The organism is Pseudomonas sp. PDM05 (assembly GCF_014851685.1).
In the GTDB taxonomy this organism is placed as follows: domain Bacteria; phylum Pseudomonadota; class Gammaproteobacteria; order Pseudomonadales; family Pseudomonadaceae; genus Aquipseudomonas.
The window spans coordinates 42,998-62,687 of the sequence record NZ_JACVAC010000002.1 but is presented as its reverse complement, the minus strand read 5'-3'; the positions used below and the strand labels follow the sequence as shown (position 1 = coordinate 62,687).

The window sequence follows — 19,690 nt, the reverse complement described above, 5'->3', positions numbered from 1 at the left end:
GGCGGCGGCGGCGAAACCCTTTGTGGCAGGGCTCGCGAGGTTCGGGAGTGGTAGTCTGCGGACCAGGCTAAGAGCCCGCAGCATCCCAAACCGCGCGAGAGTCTACCAGCTTGCAAGCCTCAGCGTTATATCCGAGTCTTCAGTGCATATAACATTTCGAGCGCTTTTCGCGGCGTCAAGTCATCCAGGTCAAGCTTTGCCAATTCATCCAGCACCGGGTGAGGCAGGCTGGCGAACATATCGCTCTGGTGCGGCGCGGCGTTTTTGCTCGTGGCTTTGGCGGGGCTGGCGACCACGTTTTCATGAGGCAGCGCCGTGGTTTCCAAGCGACTGAGGTGCTCGCGGGCGCGGCTGATCACGATGTTCGGTACGCCGGCCAGTTGCGCCACAGCCAGGCCGTAGCTCTGGCTCGCCGGCCCTGGCAGCACGTGGTGCAGGAACACGATGCGCTCGTTGTGCTCGGTCGCGTTGAGGTGCACGTTGGCCACCAGCGGCTCGCTTTCCGGCAATACGGTCAGTTCGAAGTAATGGGTGGCGAACAATGTATAGGCGCGCAGATGCGCGAGGCGCTCGGCTGCCGCCCAGGCCAGGGACAGGCCGTCGAAGGTGCTGGTGCCACGGCCGACTTCGTCCATCAGAACCAGGCTGCGTTCGGTGGCGTTGTGCAGGATGTTGGCGGTTTCGCTCATTTCCACCATGAAGGTCGAACGGCCACCGGCCAGGTCATCGCTGGAGCCGATCCGGGTGAAGATGCGGTCCACCAGGGACAGCTCGCAACTGGCCGCCGGCACAAAGCTGCCGATATGCGCCAACAGCACGATCAAGGCGGTCTGACGCATGTAGGTGGATTTACCGCCCATGTTCGGACCGGTGATTACCAGCATGCGGGTGTCGTCGTCGAGCGACAGGTCGTTGGCGACGAACGGTGTCGTCAGCACTTGCTCTACCACCGGGTGACGGCCCTGTACGATGCGCATGCACGGCTCGCTGACAAAACGCGGGCAGTTCAGGTCAAGGTTCAGTGCACGTTCGGCGAGGTTGCTCAACACATCCAGCTCGGCCAGGGCGGCGGCGGTGTCTTGCAGCGGTGCCAATTGGCTGATCAAGTCCTCAAGCAAGGCTTCATACAGCATCTTTTCCCGGGCCAGCGCACGGCTCTTGGCCGACAGCGCCTTGTCTTCGAACTCTTTGAGCTCCGGAGTGATAAAGCGCTCGGCGCCCTTGAGGGTCTGGCGACGTTGATAGTCGATAGGCGCCGACTCGGCCTGCTTGCTCGGCAACTCAATAAAGTAGCCGTGCACACGGTTGTAGCCGACTTTCAAGTTGGCCAGGCCGGTACGCGCTTTTTCGCGGGCTTCCAGGTCAATCAGGAACTGCCCGGCGTTTTCACTCAGGGCTTGCAGCTCGTCCAGCTCGCTGTCGTAACCGGTCTTTAGCACACCGCCGTCACGAATGATCGCTGGCGGGTTGTCGATGATGGCTTTTTCCAGCAGCGCCGCCAGTTCCGGGTAGGTGCTGGTGGTCACGGCCAGCTGTTGCAGGTGCGGCGTGTCCAGATCGGTCATCGCGGCCTGCAATTGCGGCAGTGCACCCAGGGCATCGCGCAGGCGCGCCAAATCACGGGGGCGCGCATTGCGCAGGCCGATCCGCGCCAGGATGCGTTCGATGTCGCCGATTTCCTTGAGCTGCGGCTGCAGCTTTTCAAAGCGATAGCCGTCCAGCAGGCAAGTAATGGACGACTGACGCGCCTGCAGCACGCTCAAATCCCGCAGCGGGCGGTTCAACCAGCGGGTCAGCAAGCGGCTGCCCATGGCGGTCTGGCAACGGTCGACCACCGATTGCAGGGTGTTATCGCGCCCGCCGGCCAGGTTGGTGTCCAACTCCAGGTTGCGACGGCTGGCGCCATCGAGCACCACGGTATCGTCCAGGCGCTCATGGCGCAGGCTGCGCAAGTGCGGCAGGGCGGTGCGCTGGGTTTCCTTGGCATAGCTGAGCAGGCAACCGGCAGCGCCGATGGCCAGGGTCAGGGTTTCGCAGCCAAATCCCTTCAAGTCTTGCACGGAGAACTGCTGGCACAGACTTTTCAGCGCCGAATCACGCTCGAAATCCCACGGTGCACGACGCTTGGCCCCACGACGCTTTTCCGCCGGCAAGTCCTTCGGCCAGTCATCCGGGATCAACAACTCCACCGGATTGATACGCTCCAGTTCTGCCAGCAGGTTCTCCCAGCCCTTGATTTCCAGCACGCTGAAGTTACCGCTGGTGATGTCCAGCACCGACAGGCCGAACAAACGCTCATCGCCCAACACCGCCGCAATCAGGTTGTCGCGACGCTCATCCAGCAGCGCCTCATCACTCACCGTCCCCGGCGTAATAATGCGCACCACCTGACGCTCCACCGGCCCTTTGCTGGTGGCTGGGTCGCCGATCTGCTCACAGATCACCACCGATTCGCCCAACTTCACCAGCTTGACCAGATAACCTTCCAACGAATGGTAAGGAATCCCACACATCGGAATCGACTGCCCAGCCGATTGCCCACGGGCAGTCAGGGTGATGTCCAACAGCTTGGCGGCCTTCTTCGCATCTTCGTAGAAGATCTCGTAGAAGTCGCCCATGCGGTAGAACATGAGCTGATCAGGGTGCTGGTTTTTGAGTCGCCAGTACTGCTGCATCATCGGGGTGTGGGAGGACAGGTCGGAAGTGTTTTTACTCATTGGATAGTAGGCAAATTCGTTGAAATGAGTGGGGCAAAGGGGGCGCTCGGCCCTGCTGATTTTGCAATGGCGGCAAGGTTAACACGCGAGGTCGGGGCTTCGTAGCGGTACGTCCGGGGTAACCGTTGACTCAATAAAAAGCCCGGCGCAGGGCCGGGCTTCGGGAAGTCGTTTGCATCTAGGTAGTCAGGCTCGTTTCGTCTCAGCCTTCATTATCACGAGGTTCTGTTGCTTGGTCGCCTCGGTGAGCACTTCACGGTAAACACGCTTTTTCTGATCGGGTTTTGCATCACGAATAAAGTCGGCAAAAGAGCTTTTCACCCCTTGGGACAGGCCTAGCTTGATCGAAAGAATCTCAGTCTCAGCAGGAGTCATGCTGCCGTCCACGGGATACGCCGCCTGTTCCAGCCACCGGCCCTCATCTTCAGCGATATGCGCAAGGCTATTACACGATTTATACCGCCCTACTGGTCGCAACTTCACCTAATACATATCTATCGACGCACACAATATGCAAATTTGCATTTGCCAACCCCCCAAACCCCCTTCATTATTCGCGTTATGCAAAAACGCAACGTTTCTATCGTCTTACGAGAACTGCTGGACCGCGACCGGATCTCCCCCACGGAGCTTCACCGGCGTACTGGCGTACCCCAATCCACGCTGTCGCGGATCCTCAACGGCAAGATCGTTGATCCGTCGGACAAACACATCTCGCGCATCGCCGAGTACTTCCGCATCAGCACCGACCAACTGCGCGGGCGCGTGGCGGTGGGTGTCTTGCGCGAAGACACGCGCGGCCCGACGCATTCGGAACTCAAGGACATAAGCCTTTGGGACGACGACACTCCCGTGAATGACGACGAGGTGTCGATCCCCTTTCTACGCGAGGTTGAGTTGGCTGCTGGATCAGGAAGATTCGTCATCGAAGAAAGCGAAAAGGCCAGCCTGCGGTTCGGCAAGCGTAGCCTGCGGCATAACGGGGTGCAGTTTGACCAGGCCAAGTGTGTGACCGTGCGCGGCAACAGCATGTTGCCGGTGCTGCGGGATGGGGCGACGGTCGGGGTAAATGCGGGCAAGAGTGGGATTGGTGACATCGTTGATGGCGACTTGTATGCCATCAATCACAATGGCCAACTTCGCGTCAAACAGCTCTATCGCCTGCCTTCCGGGATTCGCCTGCGCAGTTTCAACCGTGATGAGCATCCGGATGAGGACTACAGCTTCCAGGACATCCAGGATGAACAGATCAGCATCCTTGGTCATGTGTTCTGGTGGGGCATGTACGCCCGCTGACCTCCTTGCGTAAGACAAAACCCGCCGTCGTGCGGGTTTTTTTTCGCCTGGCAAAAGTCACCTAACCCTTTGCCTGCAAGGTCTCTAATGCGTCAGTGCATGTCGTTGCTGAAAATAAATGCATTAGTGCATTGACTGTATATGCATACATGCATACTCTTCATCTCAAGCCAGCCAACAAGGCTTGGTGGAGGCGGCAAGGATGCTGCCAGTCAAGACAAGGAAGGCACGCAACATCGGCAAGGACGCCATCCGAGCGATGGCAAGGACGCCAGGTAACACCGGCAAGGATGCCGACGCTCTTTAGTTCCAAGGCAATACAAGAACAGGCAGCGATGAACCGGCCTTGACGGTTCAAAGGGTTGGCAACTGACCCGGGTGTGCAGCGTAAAGCACCAGAAGCAGTTATCCGGCGGACAGGGATCGTGGTCGGAAAAACATTCAGGAAAGAACCGTATTGCGCCAGTAGCGCCGAAGGTTCGTGGAAATCATTACTGAAAAGCCTGGGCGACCGGGCTTTTTGGAATGCCTGCCCACACACGGAAGTACCCACACACCGGCACGTTGCCGGCATTGCTCAGCCAGGAGGCGTGACATGACAAACGAGCAGCAAGCGTTAGCGGAAATGCCGATCTGGCTGGTGATCGTACTGGCCTTGATCGGCGGAGTCAGCGGCGAAATGTGGCGCGCTGACAAGGACGGCGCCCGCGGCTGGTCGCTGGTGCGGCGCCTGGCCCTGCGATCCGGGGCGTGCATGGTCTGCGGGGTTTCGGCATTGATGCTGTCGTACGCCGCCGGCCTGTCGGTCTGGACCGCCGGCGCCATTGGTTGCCTGACCGCCATGGCCGGTGCGGACGTCGCCATCGGTCTTTATGAACGTTGGGCGGCCAAGCGTATCGGGGTCGACGAAACCCCGTCCTCCCGCCCGGATCAGCAATAACCGCCGCAAGGACGCAAAAAATGACTCTCATCGAAAAAGTCTCCCAACTGCCTATGGCGATTGAGGCGGCGCTGAAGAGCGCTTTCCCACAATTGCATGTAGGTAATCACCACGACTTCACGGGGCCCGGCGACACGACTGGTGTACTGATCAGCATGGAACGCAACGGGCCTGGCGTTCGCTCTCTTGAAGGGCGCAAGGCTCATGCGTTGTCGGTTTCACTCAAAGCCATGGTCGCCAGCGAGTCGGCTCCTTTTGAAGCGTGTGACCTGGCCAGCCAACTGATGGACCTGGCCCTGGATAACCGCTGGGGTTTGCCACCGGACCAGTGCGACTTGCCTACCGCTATCGTCGCGGCGCCTGCCGCGCCGAGCGGTGGGGATACGGACTACGACACCTGGACCGTGTCCTTCAGCCAAACCCTCTATCTTGGCCCATCCCTCGTCGAAGATCCCACAGGCAAACCGTTGTTTGCCCGCACTTGGGAAGTATTCGACATCAACGATCCGGACCAATATCGCCCACTCCAGGAGTAATCCATGTTTGACGCATTACTGCGCATGCAACTCGGGCCGATTGTCGAGCGCCTGGTGGAAATGGAAGCCCAGCTCGAAGACCTGTATCGGCGTGCGGAAAGTTACTGCCGGATTGGCGTGTGCCAGGAGGTCGACGCGGCGAGCAACACCTGCAAGGTCAGTCATGGGGACCTGCTCAGCCCGGCCATCCGCTTTTTCAACCCCAGCGCCGGTACACAGAGCGAGACCCGCATTCCCTCGGTCGGTGAGCAATGCCTGTTGCTTAACTACGGCGGTGGGGAAGGAGGGGCGCAGTCTGTGGCCTTGTTCGGACTCAACAGTAGTCTGTTTCCGCCAGTCTCCAGCGTGGCCTCGCTGACCCGGCGTCGTTATCAGGATGGCACTCAAAGTGACTATGACGATGCCAGCCACACGTTCACCTGGAGCAACGGGCCGACCAGCGTCAGCGGTTCCCGCGAGCAGCTGAACGTCACCCTCGGCGCCGCCATGCTGGCGCTGACAAAGGACAGCATCACCCTGCAACTCGGCGCCACCGGCTTGTTGCTGGATGCCGCCGGCGTGCACTTGAGCGGCCCGTTGGTGGATCACCAAGGCCGCGTGATCAGCAGCGCATAAGGACTTGCCATGATCGGAATCGATAGGAACACCGGGGCAGCGGTCGATGACTGGCTGCAATTCGTACAGCGTGCCACCCGAGCGCTGACCACCCCCGTGGGCACTCGTCAGAAGCGCCCGCTGTACGGCTCGAAGATCCCGCAACTGCTCGGCCAGAACCTGGGCGATGACCTGTTGATCCTCGCCCAGAGCCACGCCGCCGACGCGTTCTACAACGCCCAGAACGGCATCGCCGACTTTCAACCCCAGGTCATCGTCGCCACCCGTCAGGGAGCGGGTTTGTTGCTGCGTTTTGCCGGCACCTGGAAAAACCGTCAACAATCTTTCGAGGTCGTCACATGAGCATGCTGATCCCTGGCCAGAACCAACTGGCGGAACCGGCGATTATCGCGGTCGACGCCTTCGAGCCTTTGCTGGCGCAATTCAAGGCGTTCGTTGTTGATTACGTGGCCGCCCGTGCGCCGCAAAGTGCGGCCAAGCTCAAAGTCAGCCTCGACAATGAAAGCGAGCTGTTGACCTTGGCCCTGGAAGCGTTTTGCGTGCGCCTGCAAACCCACGAGCGCAAGTACAACGCGCGTATCAAGCAGATGCTGGCGTGGTGGGCCACCGGCAGCAATCTGGATGCGCGCCTGGCGGATATGGGCCTGGAGCGCCAGGTGCTCGACCCCGGCGACACAGCCGCTTTCCCGCCTGTGCCGCCGACTCTGGAAAGCGATGACGACGCGCGCCTGCGCTATTACCTGGCACCCCACGCCCCGGCGGCGGGTTCGCGTATGCAATATCGTCGCGAAGTGTTCACCCTTGGCGAGCGGCCGGTGGTCAAAGTGCAAAGCGCCACGCCGGGCGTGGTGACGGTCAGCTACACCTTCGATCCGGACGGTTATGCGGCGCGAGTCAAGGATGGCAACGGTCGCCGCACCGCACCTGGCGAGGTGATGGTTACGGTGCTTTCCAGGGACGGCGATGGCAGTGCGTCTGCCGACTTGCTTGACGGCGTGCGCAGACATTTCGCAAGGCCTGATGTGCGGCCGGAGACCGATCTGGTCACTGTTCAAGGTGCGCAGATTCAACGTTACAAGATCCGCGTGATCGCCAAAATCAACGCGGGCCCCGATTCGGGGTTGACCCAGGTTGCCGCGCAACAGCTGCTGCAAACCTACGCCGACTCCTGCCATCGCCTGGAAGGTCGGGTCGACCCGAGCTGGATCGACTACGCCAACCACAGTGCCGGCGCCGCGCAACTGCAGATCCTCGAACCGCTGGCGCCGATCATCAGTTCGGCATTCCAGGCCCCGTACTGCACGGGTGTCGAGGTGGAGGTGCGCACGCTATGAATGAACCCAAGACGAGCCTGTTGCCCGCCAACAGTTCCCCGCTGGAAAAGGCTCTGGACCTCGGTTTTGGTCACCTGCTGGAGCGGGTAGCCCCGCCGTTTCCCCAACTGATGGACCCGGATCGTACACCGGCGGCGTTTTTGCCCTACTTGGCAGCGGACCGCGCGGTGAACGAATGGAGCACCACCGCCCCCGACGCCGAGAAACGCCTGACCGTCAAACTCGCCTGGCCCACCGCCCGCCAGGCTGGCACTCGCCAAGCCCTGGAAAATGCCGCCCAAGGCTTGCAACTGAGCCCCGAAGTTCGTGCCTGGTATGAGCAAAAACCGCCAGGCGTGCCCTATAGCTTTGCCGTACGGGCCTGGACTGAATTGCCTTACAGCGAAGTCATCGATGCCCGACTTGACCGTCGACTGGCCGACGCCAAAAGCGAGCGTGACATCCTGTCGATTTCCGTCGGACTGAGCACTTCGGGCCGCCACAGCGTCGGCGCCTTCACTCTGTGTGGCGAACTCACGGCGATTTATCCAAACGTGCTGGCCGGCGTCGAGGCCACGGGTCGCGCCTTTTTGGCGACTGCCTTGTACACCGTCGAAACCACCACCCTTTATCCACAGGAGCACTAAATGGCTGACTATTACACCCTGCTCACCAACGCGGGGATCGCCTACGAGACCGCCTGCAAGGCTGCCGGCGTACCAATCAAGCTGACGAAAATATCTGTCGGTGATGGTAACGGCGCGATCTACAACCCCGATGCCAGCGCCAAGGCGCTCAAGCGCGAAGTCTGGCGTGGGCCGTTGAATGCGTTGTTTCAAGATGAAAAGAACCCCAACTGGCTAATGGCTGAAGTCACCATTCCGTCGGATGTTGGCGGTTGGTATGTGCGGGAGGCCGGTCTGTGGACAGATACCGGAATTTTGTACGCTGTCGTGAAGTATCCAGAGTCCTATAAGCCGGTACTGGCGACATCGGGGTCAGGGAAGGAGTTTTACATTCGCTCGATCTTCGAGACGAGTAATGCCGCGATTGTGACGTTGTTGATCGATGACACGGTGGTGAAGGCGACTCGGGCTTGGGTGACGGATTACTTGACGAAGAGGGCATATTCGAAGGCTGAGATCGATACGATGATTGCTAAAGCATCGGCGTTGCCGGTCGGCTCGGTCATCGCCTTTCCCGTGAATAAAATTCCGCCAGGTTTTCTTGAGGTTGATGGGAGTATCAAAAGCGCTGCAATTTACCCCGACCTGTCCGAATTCCTGGGGGGGGCGTTCAACAAAGGTGATGAAGGTGTCGGAAATTTCCGGCTGCCTGAATCCCGTGGAGAATTCTTGCGAGGCTGGGATCATGGACGAGGAATAGACGCAGGCCGAGAAGTTGGCAGTTGGCAAAAAAGTTCGCTACAGGCGTTTGACTACAGCACCGAAAGCCCGGCTGTTGGGGGGCTGTGGCACACGGGGCCGGACGCCGGGGCCATGAATGCACATGGTCTGGATACTGTTGTGCAAAGTAATTATCCCGTCAGCTATTCCATTTATGGGTCCGGTACCCAGACGACCCAGAACGTGGGCTTAGGCGGCACTCGCCCTCGAAACCTGGCGGTCATCTGGTGCATCAAAGCTTGGAACGCCCCAATCAACCAGGGCGTCATCGACATCTCGGCACTCGCATCGCTTGCATCACAGGCAACCGAGCTCAAGCAAGGCACAGCAAAGCTTGCCACTGCTGTGCAAATGCTCGATAGCACAAATGATTTGGTCATGGTCACACCGAGGAAGCTGCGCCTCGGCTTTGCCTCAAGCTTTACTCCAACGGGTTATTTTGTTTTCCCAAGCTGGCTAGGTGGCTTGGTTATTCAATGGGGCGCCGTTGAATACCAAACAAGCGGCGATAGCTTGCTGCCCGTTTCGTTTCCCGTTGAGTTCCCATTTTCTGTGCTCTATGCCGACTGGACTGTTGACAGCGATATCTTGAGCTCAGTGATCGGATCTTACGTGCATCAGGTCACGAAAAAAGGCATGACCTTGACGTGCGATAAACAAGTCACCTCTGCGGCAACCGTCGTTGCGCGCTGGTTTGCTTTCGGCAGATAAGGAGAGTTTATGCGTTTTTACAGTCCATCGACAGGCTGCACGTATCTGCCTGCGATACATGGCGAGAATATTCCGAGTGATGCAGTAGAGATCTCGGATGAGGTGTTTCTGCGGGTTATTGCAAACCCGGAGCGAGGCAAGATCCGGGCTCACGATGATAACGGTCAGCCCTATTTGATCAGTGCGCCACTCATTGAGATTGACCTTGAGGTCGCAGAGCGTATGTGGCGAGACGCTGAAATTGAAAGCGTTAAATGGCTGCGTGAGCGTCATCGTGATCAACGTGAGATCGGTGCTAACACAACGCTGACGCCTGAGCAGTTTTCTGAATTGCTGCTGTACGTGCAATCACTGCGCGATTGGCCACAATCGCCGAACTTCCCCAATAGCCAGCTGCGGCCAATAGCGACAGCCTGGATCGCTAATCAAACCGAATAACGCCCCGCACTGACGGGGCGTTTTCTTTCCCGATCTTGAAACCCGCCGCCTTGAGCGGCTTTTTTGTGCATGGAGTGCATATGCCTACCCGCCAAACCTACACCGTCCTAGTCCCTTTCCCCACCCACGCCGGCCATTGGTCTGTCGTTGGCGAGGAACTGGACCTGCTGGACGTCGAAGCAACCGCCCTGCGCACCGCCGGACGCCTGGAACTGACCAGCGTCCTCAACGCCACCCCGGCCCAAAAGGCCGCTACCCAGAAGGCTGACTAATCATGGCTGAGGTTTTGAACTTCGAGCACAACGGCATCACCGTCAACGCGAGCGAATCCCCCGAGGCCATGGGCGGCCTGGGCGATAACGTCATCGGCCTGGTCGGCACCGCGCCGAAGGCTCACGCGTCGATCCCGAAAAATTCGCCGTTCCGTATCAACAGTTTCACCACCCAGGCGTTGCTGGATCCTACTGGCGCCGAGTCGGGCACGTTGTTTCATGCGGTGTACCAGATCCTCAAAGTGGTGAAGGTGCCGGTCTACGTGGTGATCGTGGAGGAGGGCGCAACTGCGGCCGATACGCAGAACAACGTGATTGGCGGCGACGAGCCGGTCACCGGCCGCAAGCTGGGCCTCGCTGCATTGGCCAGCGTGCCGGAAGACCTGACCATCATCGGCGCCCCGGGTTTCACCGGCGTCAAGGCGGTGGCTGGTGAGTTCGCGGCTTTCGGCAAGCGCATCAAGGCCCGTGTGGTGCTGGATGGCAAGGACGTGGCGGTCGCCGACCAAGTGACCTACAGCGGTGAGCTGGGTGGCGCCGATCTCGGTTTCGACCGTTGCCTGCTGGTGCACAACATGCCGTCGGTGTACTCCAAGGCCGCGAAGAAGAACGTGTTCCTCGCGCCGTCGTCCCTGGCCATCGCCGCATTGGCCAAGGTCAAACAGTGGGAAAGCCCAGGCAATCAGGTGACGTTCGCCGAGGATGTTTCCCGCGTCGTCGAGTACAACATCCTCGACACCTCCACCGAAGGCGACCTGCTCAACCGCTACGGCGTGAGCTACTACGCCCGCACCATCCTTGGCGGCTTCTCGCTGCTGGGCAACCGCTCCATCACCGGCAAGTTCATCAGCTATGTCGGCCTGGAAGACGCCATCAGCCGCAAGCTGGTCAAGGCCGGCCAGAAAGCCATGGCCAAGAACCTCACCAAGTCGTTCATGGACCAGGAGGTCAAGCGCATCAACGACTGGCTGCAAACCCTGGTTGCCGACGAAACCATCCCCGGCGGCAGCGTGTACCTGCACCCGGAACTGAACAGTGTCGAGAAGTACAAGAACGGCACGTGGTTCATCGTCATCGACTACGGCCGCTACGCGCCGAACGAACACATGGTTTATCAACTCAACGCTCGCGATGAAATCATCGAGCAGTTCCTGGAGGACGTTCTCTAATGTTTACCAACCGAGTCAGACAGGCCATTGCGGCCACCCTTCAAGGCCTGCCGTTGTCCGCGACGGTGGAAGAGTTCAACCCGCCGAAGATCGAGTTCGAAATGGAGCCCATGTCCGGCGGGCGTTTTATCGCCGAGGAAATGGCCAAGAGCGGCAAGGTGCTCAACGCCAAGTTGATCCTGCAAGGCGCCGGCCCGGAAATCATGCTGGCCCTGGGTGTGCGCCTGGGCGATGACATCCTGTTGAACGTGCGTGAAGCCGGTCAGGACCAGGACGGCAAGACCTATTTCACCTACCACACGGTCGGCGGCAAGCTCAAATCCCTGGAGGAGGGCAAGCTGAAAATGGGTGAAAAGGCCGTCACCACCCTGGACCTGTCCTGCCGCACCTATAACCGCCTGGAAAACGGCATTCCGGTGATCGACATCGACGTACGTACCCAGAAGTTCGTGCTCAATGGCGTCGACATCCTTGGCGATGCGCGCCGCGCTGTGCTGATGCCTTGATAACGATCATGGCTTGAAGTGGGCGCGGTCAGTGTGGGAACTGGCTTGCCTGCGATAGCGACACCTCGGTCAGCCTGAGGTACCGAGTCGTCTGCATCGCGGGCAAGCCCGGCTCCCACAGGGGGCTGCGCTTGCCCTTTTCTACAACGTGTTAACCAAGGAATTGCCCCATGGCCTGGATGCCACCGTTACACCGCCTGCTCTCGCCGATCACTGCCGACACTGGCGCGGCGATTGAACAGGTTCAACTCAAGCCGTTGTACTACGCCGCGCAAAAAGACGCGCTGGCCCGGGCCGGTGAGGACGAGGACGACCAGTTCTTTGAACTGGCGAAACTCGCCACCGGCCTGTCGGAAAAAGAGCTCGACCAACTCAAGCGCCCGGACTACGTGACCATCGCCCAATACGTGCATGAAATGTCGACACGTCCTGCGTCGTTCTTCCTCGACGAGCAGGCGCAATCGAGCCACGGACATCCCGTGCAACTGTTGCTGCCGGTCGATGCCGCCGGCCGCACCCATACCGCACTCGAACTGGAAATGCCCGCCCTGCGCGCGACCAAAGTGATGAAAAAACTCGCCACTGCCAAAGAGCGAGCCGAATTCATTACCGCCCATTGCACCGGGCTGATGATCCCCGACCTCGCCGGCCTGAGTGTGCCCGACTGGACCGAATTGCAGGAGCGCATCGACGATTTTTTAAATCAACCGGCGGCCTTCTTTCGCAACGCGACATCGACGTAATCCTCGATGTGGTGCCGCTGGTTTACTCGGTCAATGAAGCGGAGATCCTGGAATGGGATGCCGTCAAAGCCATGCGCCGCTACGACATCGCGATCACTCGCCTTGGCGTTAAACAGGAGTAGAGCGGGATGCAAGAAACAAAATATGGGACAAGGCTCGCCCAGGAGGACTTGCGCTGGATGGTCGGCGACGCGGACCTTGGCAACGTGCTGGCACCGTTTTCCACAAGCGCTGCGCCGCCCCTGAGCCTGGACGCTGGCCCGCAGCCGCCGTTGGAGCTGCGCTCTGCGTTGCTCACATTGAGTGTGGACATCAACGCGTTGACCCAGGAACAAGTGCGGCTGCGCGAGACGTTGGAGACGCTCAACAGTACGCTGTTCATCAACAGCGATGCGCTGATGCCCAAGGCCGCGGATGTCGCCGCGAGTTCGGGCAAGGATCAGCCCAAGGAGCCCGCGGATGGTGAGGTGGTGGGCACGCTCAAGGCGGCTGGCGCGCAGTTGTGGGATACGCTGAAAAATAAGGTCGTAGAAAAAGCCATTGATCGGGTCATCGACTCGGCAGCCAAGCAATACAAAGGTCGCAAAAAAATCGGAGGGCGCAGCACAGGGGGGCGCAATCTGTACGAGCAAAGTCGCCAGGCCTTGGGTGGCTCGTCAAACGGCTTTCATGTGGGAGTGACCTCGCAAAGCCCCCAACCCTATGCCAGGGCTAGCGTTGCAGTGCCCACGTCGAACCTGGCAAACGTACCCGCAGGTGCCTTGGCCGATGCTCTCGCCACATTTCAATCCGTCGGCATCCGGCGGCTGGGTCCATTGAGGACGGCCGCAGCCACTCTCGACGTGGTCCAGGGTGTACGCAACGGTGACGCCAACGCCATCGCCACCGGCCTGGGTACTGCCGGTGGCGCCTGGGCCGGCGCATCCGCCGGTGCGGCCATCGGTACGATGATTTTCCCCGGTGCCGGCACTGTGCTCGGTGGTGCCATCGGTGGCTTGTTGGGCAGTGAGGCTGGCGCCTGGCTGGGTGACAAGGTGTTCGGGCCCAGCGATCGCCTGCCGGCGCCGAGTGGCGTGAGCAAGGCACTCAACAGTGCCCGCGCGGATAACGTTCAGGTTTCCATCGCGCCCAGTATCCAGATCACTGGTGTGAACCCTGCCGATGCCCGACAGGTTGTCAGCCAGGTTATCCAGGCCCTGCAATTGCAATGCGTGCCGATGCTCACGGACTCGCTGGGCATTCGACGCAACGCGGCACTCGCCGACCCAGGAGGTGACTGATGCGACAACAGATGGTGTTGGGTGATTTCATCTTTGGTTTGTCCCGAGGGTTTGCCTATTCCTCGCTGGTCCGAAACAGCGACGGCGGCTGGAGCGACCTCGCGATTATCGCCAGCAAGCCGCAGTCGCGACAGAGCGGCCAGAGGCTGGAAAAACTCACGTTCAGTGGTACGGCCATGTACGGCATCGGTATGCAACGCCTGGATCAATTGCGTGCCCTGCAAGGTCTGCGGGCGCCGTTGCCGCTGGTCGATGGGATCGGCCGTAACTGGGGCCTGTGGCGGATCAATTCGGTGGTGGAAAACCAGAGCAACGTGATCGATGACGGCACTGCGATGGTGATGGCCTGGACGCTTGAACTGGAGGAATTTGTCAATGCGTAGAGTACGAAGTATCGCCGGTGACTCGGTCAACCTGCTGCTCTACCGCGAGCTGGGGCGTTGCGATGATGCGGCTGAAGAAACCCTGTGGCGCCTGAACCCCACGCTTGCCGAGTATGGCCCGGCGCTGCCGGCGGGGGTCTGGGTGATCGTGCCGGAAATGCAAGCGCGGCCGGTCGCGGTACGCCCCGTTCTGGCGTGGGATTAAGGAGGCTGCATGGCACAGGGATTTACGCCAATCGTGGAGTTTTACGGTGCCAACGCGGCACTGCTCAATCAACGCATCCTGCGCTGGAAGCACACAGACGCCGCGGGCATCGAGTCGGATCGGCTGGAGCTGACGCTGAATATCGAGGGGCTCGAAGGCCTGCCGAGCATGAGCGGCAAGATCGGATTGCGCGTTGGTTATAAAGAGTCAGGGTTGGTGGAGAAAGGGCAGTTCCTGATTACCCAGCGAACCCCCGTGCTGTTTCCCATGCGCTTGATGATCGTTGCCACGGCAGCACCTTTCAGCAGCGTGGACCCGAGTGAGTACCGCCAGCGCCGTTCCGCCAGTCATGGTCCGACGACCTTGGGCGCACTGTTTCGGCAACTGGTCAGCCGGCATGGTTTTTCACCGCGCGTAGCCGCGTCACTGGAGGGGATTGCGATTGCCCATGTCGACCAGTCCAATGAAAGTGACATGGCGTTCATCACCCGCCTTGCCAGGCGCTACTGCGCGGTCACCAAGCCGTTCAACGAGTTGTATGTGTTGGCCGAAGCCGGGCAGGTCAAGTCGATTTCCCTGCAACAATTGCCCGAGGTGAAGTTGTCCGTGACCCAGGATAACCGTCCCGGTGACCAGGCCTTCATCACTGCCGTACTGAACGAAAATACCCGCTCTAGCTATCAGGGCTGTCGCGTGACGTGGTGGGACAGCGGCGGCGGCAAGCAGCAGGTGGTCCAGATCGGTATTGCACCGTTCAAGACCTTGCGCCAGCGTTGCCAGAACGAAGCCGAGGCCCGCGCCGTGGCCGAAGCTGAGTTGCGCCGCGTCGGCCGTGAAGGGTTGGAGTTGCAGGTCGATTGCCCTGGCAACCCGTTATTGGCCGCCGAAGGTCTGTTGCGGCTGGATGAAACCTGGCCTTTGTATATGCAGGGGCTATGGTCGATCACCAAGGTGGTGAACGAGGGGGACCCGGCAACGGGCTACCGCAGTGCGATCACGGCGGGTGGATTGTCGATATAGCGTGTTTTCGGGAGGGCGCTGATGTTAATGACACTGCAGGAATTGATTCAAATCATGCCTGGAGCCCGCCTGAAAGCGGGCATTTTTTTGCCCGCGTTAAATGCCGCTTGTGCGCGATACGAGATCAACAGTCCTCGGCGCATCGCGGCCTTTCTCGCACAAATCGCCCATGAGTCTGGCGAGTTGCGTTACGTGCGTGAACTCGGCAGTGATCAATATTTGAGTCAATACGACACCGGCATTTTGGCCGTCCGCCTGGGCAATAGCCCCGAGGCGGACGGCGATGGCCAGAAGTACCGGGGGAGGGGGTTGATTCAGGTGACGGGCCGCCGCAATTACCTGGCGTGCAGCCGCGCAGTGTTCGGCGATGAGCGGTTGTTGCTGCACCCGCACTTGTTGGAGCAGGCGCAATGGGCATGCGAATCCGCTGCGTGGTTCTGGCAGAGCAATGGGTTGAATGAACTGGCCGACAAGGACCAGTTCAACACCATTACGCGACGGATCAACGGTGGGCTCAATGGCTTGGAGGACCGCTTGCGGTTGTGGGCGCGGGCGCGGGCGGTGTTAGGCGTTTCACCCGCGCTTTAGTCTCCTGATGCAATCTGTAACTTGCATGGCCGATGGGCTGCTGTAGGGTAGACGAATCCCCTGCCTACCTCCGGAGACGACCGTGAAGGAAATCACTCAACTGGCCGCTGAACTGGGACGCCGTTTACAGGTGCTCAATGCTCATGTCACCACTGCCGAGTCCTGCACCGGCGGCGGTATTGCCGAAGCGATCACGCGGATTCCGGGGAGTTCGTCCTGGTTCGAGGCGGGTTATGTCACCTATTCCAATCGTCAGAAGACCCGGCAGTTGAATGTGCCGGAGACGTTGTTTCCCAAAGTGGGCGCCGTCAGCCAGGAAGTGGTGGAAGCGATGGTCCGTGGCGCCCAGGAAAAAAGCCTGGCGCGATTTGCCGTGGCGGTCAGCGGTGTAGCCGGGCCGGACGGCGGTTCGCCGGACAAACCGGTGGGCACCGTGTGGCTGGCTTTTGGCGTTGGCGACGAGGTCACGGCGGAACTTGCGCACTTCAGCGGCAACCGCGACGAGGTCCGCCGACAAACGGTAAAGGCCGCGCTAGAGGGCTTGTTGCGACGAGCTGCAGCAGAAATAGAAAATCAGGGGTAGGCGATCCCCGATCTTTGTGGAACAATACTGTCTACTTATACAGGTGTTGGCCGTCAGGCCTTATTGATTACGTGAGGACTTTAATGGACGACAACAAGAAGAAAGCCTTGGCTGCGGCCCTGGGTCAGATCGAACGTCAATTCGGCAAGGGTGCCGTAATGCGTATGGGCGATCATGACCGTCAGGCGATCCCGGCTATTTCCACGGGCTCTCTGGGTCTGGACATCGCGCTCGGCATTGGCGGCCTGCCAAAAGGCCGTATCGTTGAAATCTACGGTCCTGAATCTTCCGGTAAAACCACCCTGACCCTGTCGGTGATTGCCCAGGCGCAAAAAATGGGCGCCACCTGCGCGTTCGTCGATGCCGAGCACGCCCTGGACCCTGAATACGCCGGCAAGCTGGGCGTCAACGTTGACGACCTGCTGGTGTCCCAGCCGGATACCGGTGAGCAAGCCCTGGAAATCACCGACATGCTGGTGCGCTCCAACGCCATCGACGTGATCGTGGTCGATTCCGTGGCTGCACTGGTGCCAAAGGCTGAAATCGAAGGCGAAATGGGCGACATGCACGTGGGCCTGCAAGCCCGCCTGATGTCCCAGGCGCTGCGTAAAATCACCGGTAACATCAAGAACGCGAACTGCCTGGTGATCTTCATCAACCAGATCCGTATGAAGATCGGCGTGATGTTCGGCAGCCCGGAAACCACCACTGGTGGTAACGCGTTGAAGTTCTACGCTTCGGTCCGTCTGGACATCCGCCGTACTGGCGCGGTGAAGGAAGGTGACGAGGTTGTCGGTAGCGAAACCCGCGTCAAGGTCGTGAAGAACAAAGTAGCCCCGCCTTTCCGTCAGGCCGAGTTCCAGATTCTCTACGGCAAGGGTATCTACCTGAACGGCGAGATGATCGACCTGGGCGTGCTGCACGGCTTCGTCGAGAAATCCGGTGCCTGGTATGCCTATAACGGCAGCAAGATCGGTCAGGGCAAGGCCAACTCGGCCAAGTACCTGGCGGACAACCCGGACATCGCGGCCACGCTCGAGAAGCAGATCCGCGACAAGCTGCTGACCGCAGCGCCAGACGTGAAGGCTGCTGCCAACCGCGAGCCGGTTGAAGAAGTGGAAGAAGCCGACACTGATATCTGAAGCAAACGATGACAGTTGTACTGGATACACTCGTCGCCGTTCGGCGCACTGCAATGGACCTGCTCGCTCGCCGCGAGCATGGTCGAGTCGAGCTGACGCGTAAGCTGCGTCAGCGCGGTGCGGAGCCCGAGATGATCGACACGGCCCTCGACCGATTAACGGAAGAGGGGCTGTTGTCGGAATCCCGTTACCTTGAAAGTTTTGTTTCCTACCGAGCGCGCTCTGGCTACGGTCCGGCGCGGATTCGTGAAGAACTCAGCCAGCGCGGCCTGCAACGTGCCGACATCGACCTTGCCCTGCGTGAATGCGGTATCAGTTGGCAGGCGCAGCTTGAAGATACCTGGCGTCGCAAGTTCTCTGGTCATCTGCCGATCGATGCCAAGGAGCGTGCGAAACAGGGGCGTTTCCTGAGCTATCGCGGGTTTTCGATGGAGATGATCAGCCGCCTGTTGAGTGGCCGGGACATGGACGACTGAGTTGGTATTTTGCAAGGGCTTGTCATGGCGAGGGCGCTTGCTCCCGCTGGGCTGCGTAGCGGCCCCGAATGTCTCATCCCAGCGCCACAAAAAAGGCCCACTATGAAAATAGTGGGCCTTTTTTTTTGCACTCAAAAACTCAAGCCGGCTCCGGCGCTACCCGCTGCTGCGTCTTCCCCTGAGCCTGTGCCCAGTTTTCCGGCAAGTTGATGTAATCCACCAACTCTCGCAAACGGCCCTGATCGCGGCCATTGAAGTTAAACACCAAACGCGTCAGATGGCTGAACCTTGGCTCATCATGCTCTTCAGCGGTGTAGGCGAGTTGCTGGAACTCCCCGCTCAATCGCAGGCTGGCAAACTCACTCTGCAAATGGGCCAGGGCACGGTCACTGAGTGGGTGGTTCATGCGCATCACAAACTCGCGCTTCAACCAACGTGTTGAGTGGAAGTTGGCGTAAAACTGATTGATCTCGGCCACCGCTTCTTCCGCGCTGTAAACCAGGCGTACCAGCTTGAGGTCGGTAGGCAGGATATAGCGATTGGCTTCCAGCTGGCTGCGGATAAAGTCCAGGGCGCCTTGCCAGAAGCTGCCACCTGGCGCGTCCAGCAACACAACGGGCACCAATGGGCTTTTGCCGGTCTGGATCAGTGTCAGCACTTCCAACGCTTCATCCAGGGTGCCGAACCCGCCCGGGCACAACACCAGCGCATCGGCCTCCTTGACGAAGAACAGCTTGCGCGTAAAGAAAAAGTGAAAGGACAGCAGGTTGTCGGTGCCATCAATGGTCGGGTTGGCATGCTGCTCGAAGGGGAGGTTGATGTTGAAACCGAGGCTATGTTCCAGGCCCGCGCCTTCGTGGGCGGCGGCCATGATGCCACCGCCGCCGCCAGTGATCACCATCAGCTCCGATTGGGCGAGCAACTTGCCGACTTCGCGGGCCAAGGCATACAGGGGGCTTTCGGCCGGGGTACGTGCCGAACCAAACACCGTGACTTTGCGCCGTCCCTTGAACTGTTCCAGCACGCGAAAGGCGTTATCCAGTTCGCGGATGGCCTGCAAGGTGATCTTCGCGTTCCAACGGTCGCGGTCGTCCTGAGCCATGCGCAGAACGGTGAGCATCATGTCGCGATAAAGGGGGATATTCGGGCTGTTCGGAGCAATCAGCTGGAGTTGAGCGTCGACTTGCTGCGCAAGGTCGGCTCCGTGTTGTTCAAAATGACGGAGCAGTTGCTCATTCGATTCGTAAGGCATTCAACTTCTCCTTCTACACAGGGCCCGGGTGCTCGACGAGAGGTTCGTCGAAGGCCACGACACTGCATGTGTCGCTGCATACCGCAGGTGGGCAACCCT

At 59.7% G+C, this 19,690-nt stretch carries 24 protein-coding genes; 21 read left to right on the top strand and 3 right to left on the bottom strand.

Annotation, left to right across the window (positions count from 1 at the left end):
- Window positions 1-125 precede the first annotated feature (125 nt).
- Window positions 126-2,717 (bottom strand): DNA mismatch repair protein MutS, encoded by a 2,592-nt coding sequence (gene mutS, locus IB241_RS05180; protein ID WP_192297298.1) that lies wholly within the window; start codon window positions 2,715-2,717, stop codon window positions 126-128.
- Between the two features lie 186 nt (window positions 2,718-2,903).
- Window positions 2,904-3,092, bottom strand: coding sequence for a hypothetical protein (locus tag IB241_RS05175; RefSeq protein WP_192297846.1), 189 nt, complete (start codon window positions 3,090-3,092; stop codon window positions 2,904-2,906).
- Window positions 3,093-3,278: 186 nt separating this feature from the next.
- Between IB241_RS05175 and IB241_RS05170 the strand changes: the two genes are divergently transcribed.
- From IB241_RS05170 to recX, 21 genes are all read left to right on the top strand, one after another.
- Window positions 3,279-4,013 carry a helix-turn-helix transcriptional regulator gene (locus IB241_RS05170; RefSeq protein ID WP_192297297.1) on the top strand — a complete coding sequence of 245 codons (735 nt, stop codon included), beginning with the start codon at window positions 3,279-3,281 and terminating at the stop codon, window positions 4,011-4,013.
- A 595-nt stretch (window positions 4,014-4,608) separates the two neighbouring features.
- The gene (locus IB241_RS05165) at window positions 4,609-4,953 is read left to right on the top strand and encodes a phage holin family protein (RefSeq protein ID WP_192297296.1); all 345 of its coding nucleotides are present in this window, start codon (window positions 4,609-4,611) and stop codon (window positions 4,951-4,953) included.
- 20 nt (window positions 4,954-4,973) lie between these two features.
- Window positions 4,974-5,489: a hypothetical protein gene (locus IB241_RS05160; protein WP_192297295.1), complete on the top strand. Its 516-nt coding sequence runs from the start codon at window positions 4,974-4,976 to the stop codon at window positions 5,487-5,489.
- A gap of 3 nt (window positions 5,490-5,492) precedes the next feature.
- A complete protein-coding gene (locus IB241_RS05155; RefSeq protein ID WP_192297294.1) occupies window positions 5,493-6,104 on the top strand; it encodes a phage baseplate assembly protein V in 612 nt (203 codons plus the stop codon).
- Window positions 6,105-6,113: 9 nt separating this feature from the next.
- Window positions 6,114-6,446, top strand: coding sequence for a phage baseplate protein (locus IB241_RS05150; protein ID WP_192297293.1), 333 nt, complete (start codon window positions 6,114-6,116; stop codon window positions 6,444-6,446).
- Window positions 6,443-7,438: a baseplate J/gp47 family protein gene (locus IB241_RS05145; RefSeq protein ID WP_192297292.1), complete on the top strand. Its 996-nt coding sequence runs from the start codon at window positions 6,443-6,445 to the stop codon at window positions 7,436-7,438. Before IB241_RS05150 ends, IB241_RS05145 begins: the two co-directional genes overlap by 4 nt.
- Window positions 7,435-8,064 (top strand): phage tail protein I, encoded by a 630-nt coding sequence (locus tag IB241_RS05140; RefSeq protein ID WP_192297291.1) that lies wholly within the window; start codon window positions 7,435-7,437, stop codon window positions 8,062-8,064. Before IB241_RS05145 ends, IB241_RS05140 begins: the two co-directional genes overlap by 4 nt.
- Window positions 8,065-9,534: a phage tail protein gene (locus IB241_RS05135; RefSeq protein WP_192297290.1), complete on the top strand. Its 1,470-nt coding sequence runs from the start codon at window positions 8,065-8,067 to the stop codon at window positions 9,532-9,534.
- A 9-nt stretch (window positions 9,535-9,543) separates the two neighbouring features.
- On the top strand, window positions 9,544-9,972 hold the full coding sequence (locus tag IB241_RS05130) for a phage tail assembly chaperone (RefSeq protein WP_192297289.1): 429 nt from the start codon (window positions 9,544-9,546) through the stop codon (window positions 9,970-9,972).
- A gap of 80 nt (window positions 9,973-10,052) precedes the next feature.
- Window positions 10,053-10,244 carry a hypothetical protein gene (locus IB241_RS05125; RefSeq protein ID WP_192297288.1) on the top strand — a complete coding sequence of 64 codons (192 nt, stop codon included), beginning with the start codon at window positions 10,053-10,055 and terminating at the stop codon, window positions 10,242-10,244.
- A gap of 2 nt (window positions 10,245-10,246) precedes the next feature.
- Complete coding sequence (locus tag IB241_RS05120) at window positions 10,247-11,413, top strand: phage tail protein (RefSeq protein ID WP_192297287.1); 1,167 nt, start codon at window positions 10,247-10,249, stop codon at window positions 11,411-11,413.
- Entirely contained in the window at window positions 11,413-11,919 is a 507-nt protein-coding gene (locus IB241_RS05115) for a phage major tail tube protein (RefSeq protein ID WP_192297286.1), read from the top strand. The genes IB241_RS05120 and IB241_RS05115 overlap by 1 nt, the downstream gene beginning before the upstream one ends.
- A gap of 170 nt (window positions 11,920-12,089) precedes the next feature.
- Window positions 12,090-12,662 (top strand): phage tail assembly protein, encoded by a 573-nt coding sequence (locus IB241_RS05110; RefSeq protein ID WP_192297285.1) that lies wholly within the window; start codon window positions 12,090-12,092, stop codon window positions 12,660-12,662.
- A 128-nt stretch (window positions 12,663-12,790) separates the two neighbouring features.
- Window positions 12,791-13,942 (top strand): hypothetical protein, encoded by a 1,152-nt coding sequence (locus IB241_RS05105; RefSeq protein WP_192297284.1) that lies wholly within the window; start codon window positions 12,791-12,793, stop codon window positions 13,940-13,942.
- Window positions 13,942-14,325 carry a phage tail protein gene (locus tag IB241_RS05100; protein WP_192297283.1) on the top strand — a complete coding sequence of 128 codons (384 nt, stop codon included), beginning with the start codon at window positions 13,942-13,944 and terminating at the stop codon, window positions 14,323-14,325. The genes IB241_RS05105 and IB241_RS05100 overlap by 1 nt, the downstream gene beginning before the upstream one ends.
- Window positions 14,318-14,530 carry a tail protein X gene (locus tag IB241_RS05095; protein WP_192297282.1) on the top strand — a complete coding sequence of 71 codons (213 nt, stop codon included), beginning with the start codon at window positions 14,318-14,320 and terminating at the stop codon, window positions 14,528-14,530. The genes IB241_RS05100 and IB241_RS05095 overlap by 8 nt, the downstream gene beginning before the upstream one ends.
- 9 nt (window positions 14,531-14,539) lie before the next feature.
- The gene (locus IB241_RS05090) at window positions 14,540-15,550 is read left to right on the top strand and encodes a contractile injection system protein, VgrG/Pvc8 family (RefSeq protein WP_192297281.1); all 1,011 of its coding nucleotides are present in this window, start codon (window positions 14,540-14,542) and stop codon (window positions 15,548-15,550) included.
- Between the two features lie 21 nt (window positions 15,551-15,571).
- Complete coding sequence (locus tag IB241_RS05085; protein ID WP_192297280.1) at window positions 15,572-16,138, top strand: glycoside hydrolase family 19 protein; 567 nt, start codon at window positions 15,572-15,574, stop codon at window positions 16,136-16,138.
- A gap of 82 nt (window positions 16,139-16,220) precedes the next feature.
- Window positions 16,221-16,721 (top strand): CinA family protein, encoded by a 501-nt coding sequence (locus IB241_RS05080; protein WP_192297279.1) that lies wholly within the window; start codon window positions 16,221-16,223, stop codon window positions 16,719-16,721.
- An 83-nt stretch (window positions 16,722-16,804) separates the two neighbouring features.
- Window positions 16,805-17,863, top strand: coding sequence for a recombinase RecA (gene recA, locus IB241_RS05075; protein WP_192297278.1), 1,059 nt, complete (start codon window positions 16,805-16,807; stop codon window positions 17,861-17,863).
- Between the two features lie 8 nt (window positions 17,864-17,871).
- Window positions 17,872-18,339, top strand: a complete 468-nt coding sequence (recX, locus tag IB241_RS05070; protein ID WP_078731805.1) for a recombination regulator RecX — start codon at window positions 17,872-17,874, stop codon at window positions 18,337-18,339.
- Between the two features lie 139 nt (window positions 18,340-18,478).
- Here recX and IB241_RS05065 read toward each other — a convergent pair whose 3' ends face one another.
- Window positions 18,479-19,591 (bottom strand): TIGR00730 family Rossman fold protein, encoded by a 1,113-nt coding sequence (locus tag IB241_RS05065; protein WP_192297277.1) that lies wholly within the window; start codon window positions 19,589-19,591, stop codon window positions 18,479-18,481.
- Between the last annotated feature and the right edge of the window lie 99 nt (window positions 19,592-19,690).

Excerpts from the sequence above, each read along its gene's own strand:
- IB241_RS05065 (WP_192297277.1), bottom strand. The coding sequence starts at position 19,591 with ATGCCTTACGAATCGAATGAGCAACTGCTCCGTCATTTTGAACAACAC.
- IB241_RS05100 (WP_192297283.1), top strand. The coding sequence starts at position 13,942 with ATGCGACAACAGATGGTGTTGGGTGATTTCATCTTTGGTTTGTCCCGA.
- IB241_RS05150 (WP_192297293.1), top strand. The coding sequence starts at position 6,114 with ATGATCGGAATCGATAGGAACACCGGGGCAGCGGTCGATGACTGGCTG.
- IB241_RS05095 (WP_192297282.1), top strand. The coding sequence starts at position 14,318 with ATGCGTAGAGTACGAAGTATCGCCGGTGACTCGGTCAACCTGCTGCTC.
- IB241_RS05120 (WP_192297287.1), top strand. The coding sequence starts at position 10,247 with ATGGCTGAGGTTTTGAACTTCGAGCACAACGGCATCACCGTCAACGCG.
- IB241_RS05085 (WP_192297280.1), top strand. The coding sequence starts at position 15,572 with ATGTTAATGACACTGCAGGAATTGATTCAAATCATGCCTGGAGCCCGC.
- IB241_RS05170 (WP_192297297.1), top strand. The coding sequence starts at position 3,279 with ATGCAAAAACGCAACGTTTCTATCGTCTTACGAGAACTGCTGGACCGC.
- IB241_RS05155 (WP_192297294.1), top strand. The coding sequence starts at position 5,493 with ATGTTTGACGCATTACTGCGCATGCAACTCGGGCCGATTGTCGAGCGC.
- IB241_RS05115 (WP_192297286.1), top strand. The coding sequence starts at position 11,413 with ATGTTTACCAACCGAGTCAGACAGGCCATTGCGGCCACCCTTCAAGGC.
- IB241_RS05135 (WP_192297290.1), top strand. The coding sequence starts at position 8,065 with ATGGCTGACTATTACACCCTGCTCACCAACGCGGGGATCGCCTACGAG.
- IB241_RS05145 (WP_192297292.1), top strand. The coding sequence starts at position 6,443 with ATGAGCATGCTGATCCCTGGCCAGAACCAACTGGCGGAACCGGCGATT.
- IB241_RS05140 (WP_192297291.1), top strand. The coding sequence starts at position 7,435 with ATGAATGAACCCAAGACGAGCCTGTTGCCCGCCAACAGTTCCCCGCTG.
- IB241_RS05125 (WP_192297288.1), top strand. The coding sequence starts at position 10,053 with ATGCCTACCCGCCAAACCTACACCGTCCTAGTCCCTTTCCCCACCCAC.
- IB241_RS05090 (WP_192297281.1), top strand. The coding sequence starts at position 14,540 with ATGGCACAGGGATTTACGCCAATCGTGGAGTTTTACGGTGCCAACGCG.
- recX (WP_078731805.1), top strand. The coding sequence starts at position 17,872 with ATGACAGTTGTACTGGATACACTCGTCGCCGTTCGGCGCACTGCAATG.
- IB241_RS05130 (WP_192297289.1), top strand. The coding sequence starts at position 9,544 with ATGCGTTTTTACAGTCCATCGACAGGCTGCACGTATCTGCCTGCGATA.
- IB241_RS05110 (WP_192297285.1), top strand. The coding sequence starts at position 12,090 with ATGGCCTGGATGCCACCGTTACACCGCCTGCTCTCGCCGATCACTGCC.
- mutS (WP_192297298.1), bottom strand. The coding sequence starts at position 2,717 with ATGAGTAAAAACACTTCCGACCTGTCCTCCCACACCCCGATGATGCAG.
- IB241_RS05105 (WP_192297284.1), top strand. The coding sequence starts at position 12,791 with ATGCAAGAAACAAAATATGGGACAAGGCTCGCCCAGGAGGACTTGCGC.
- IB241_RS05175 (WP_192297846.1), bottom strand. The coding sequence starts at position 3,092 with ATGACTCCTGCTGAGACTGAGATTCTTTCGATCAAGCTAGGCCTGTCC.
- IB241_RS05160 (WP_192297295.1), top strand. The coding sequence starts at position 4,974 with ATGACTCTCATCGAAAAAGTCTCCCAACTGCCTATGGCGATTGAGGCG.
- recA (WP_192297278.1), top strand. The coding sequence starts at position 16,805 with ATGGACGACAACAAGAAGAAAGCCTTGGCTGCGGCCCTGGGTCAGATC.
- IB241_RS05165 (WP_192297296.1), top strand. The coding sequence starts at position 4,609 with ATGACAAACGAGCAGCAAGCGTTAGCGGAAATGCCGATCTGGCTGGTG.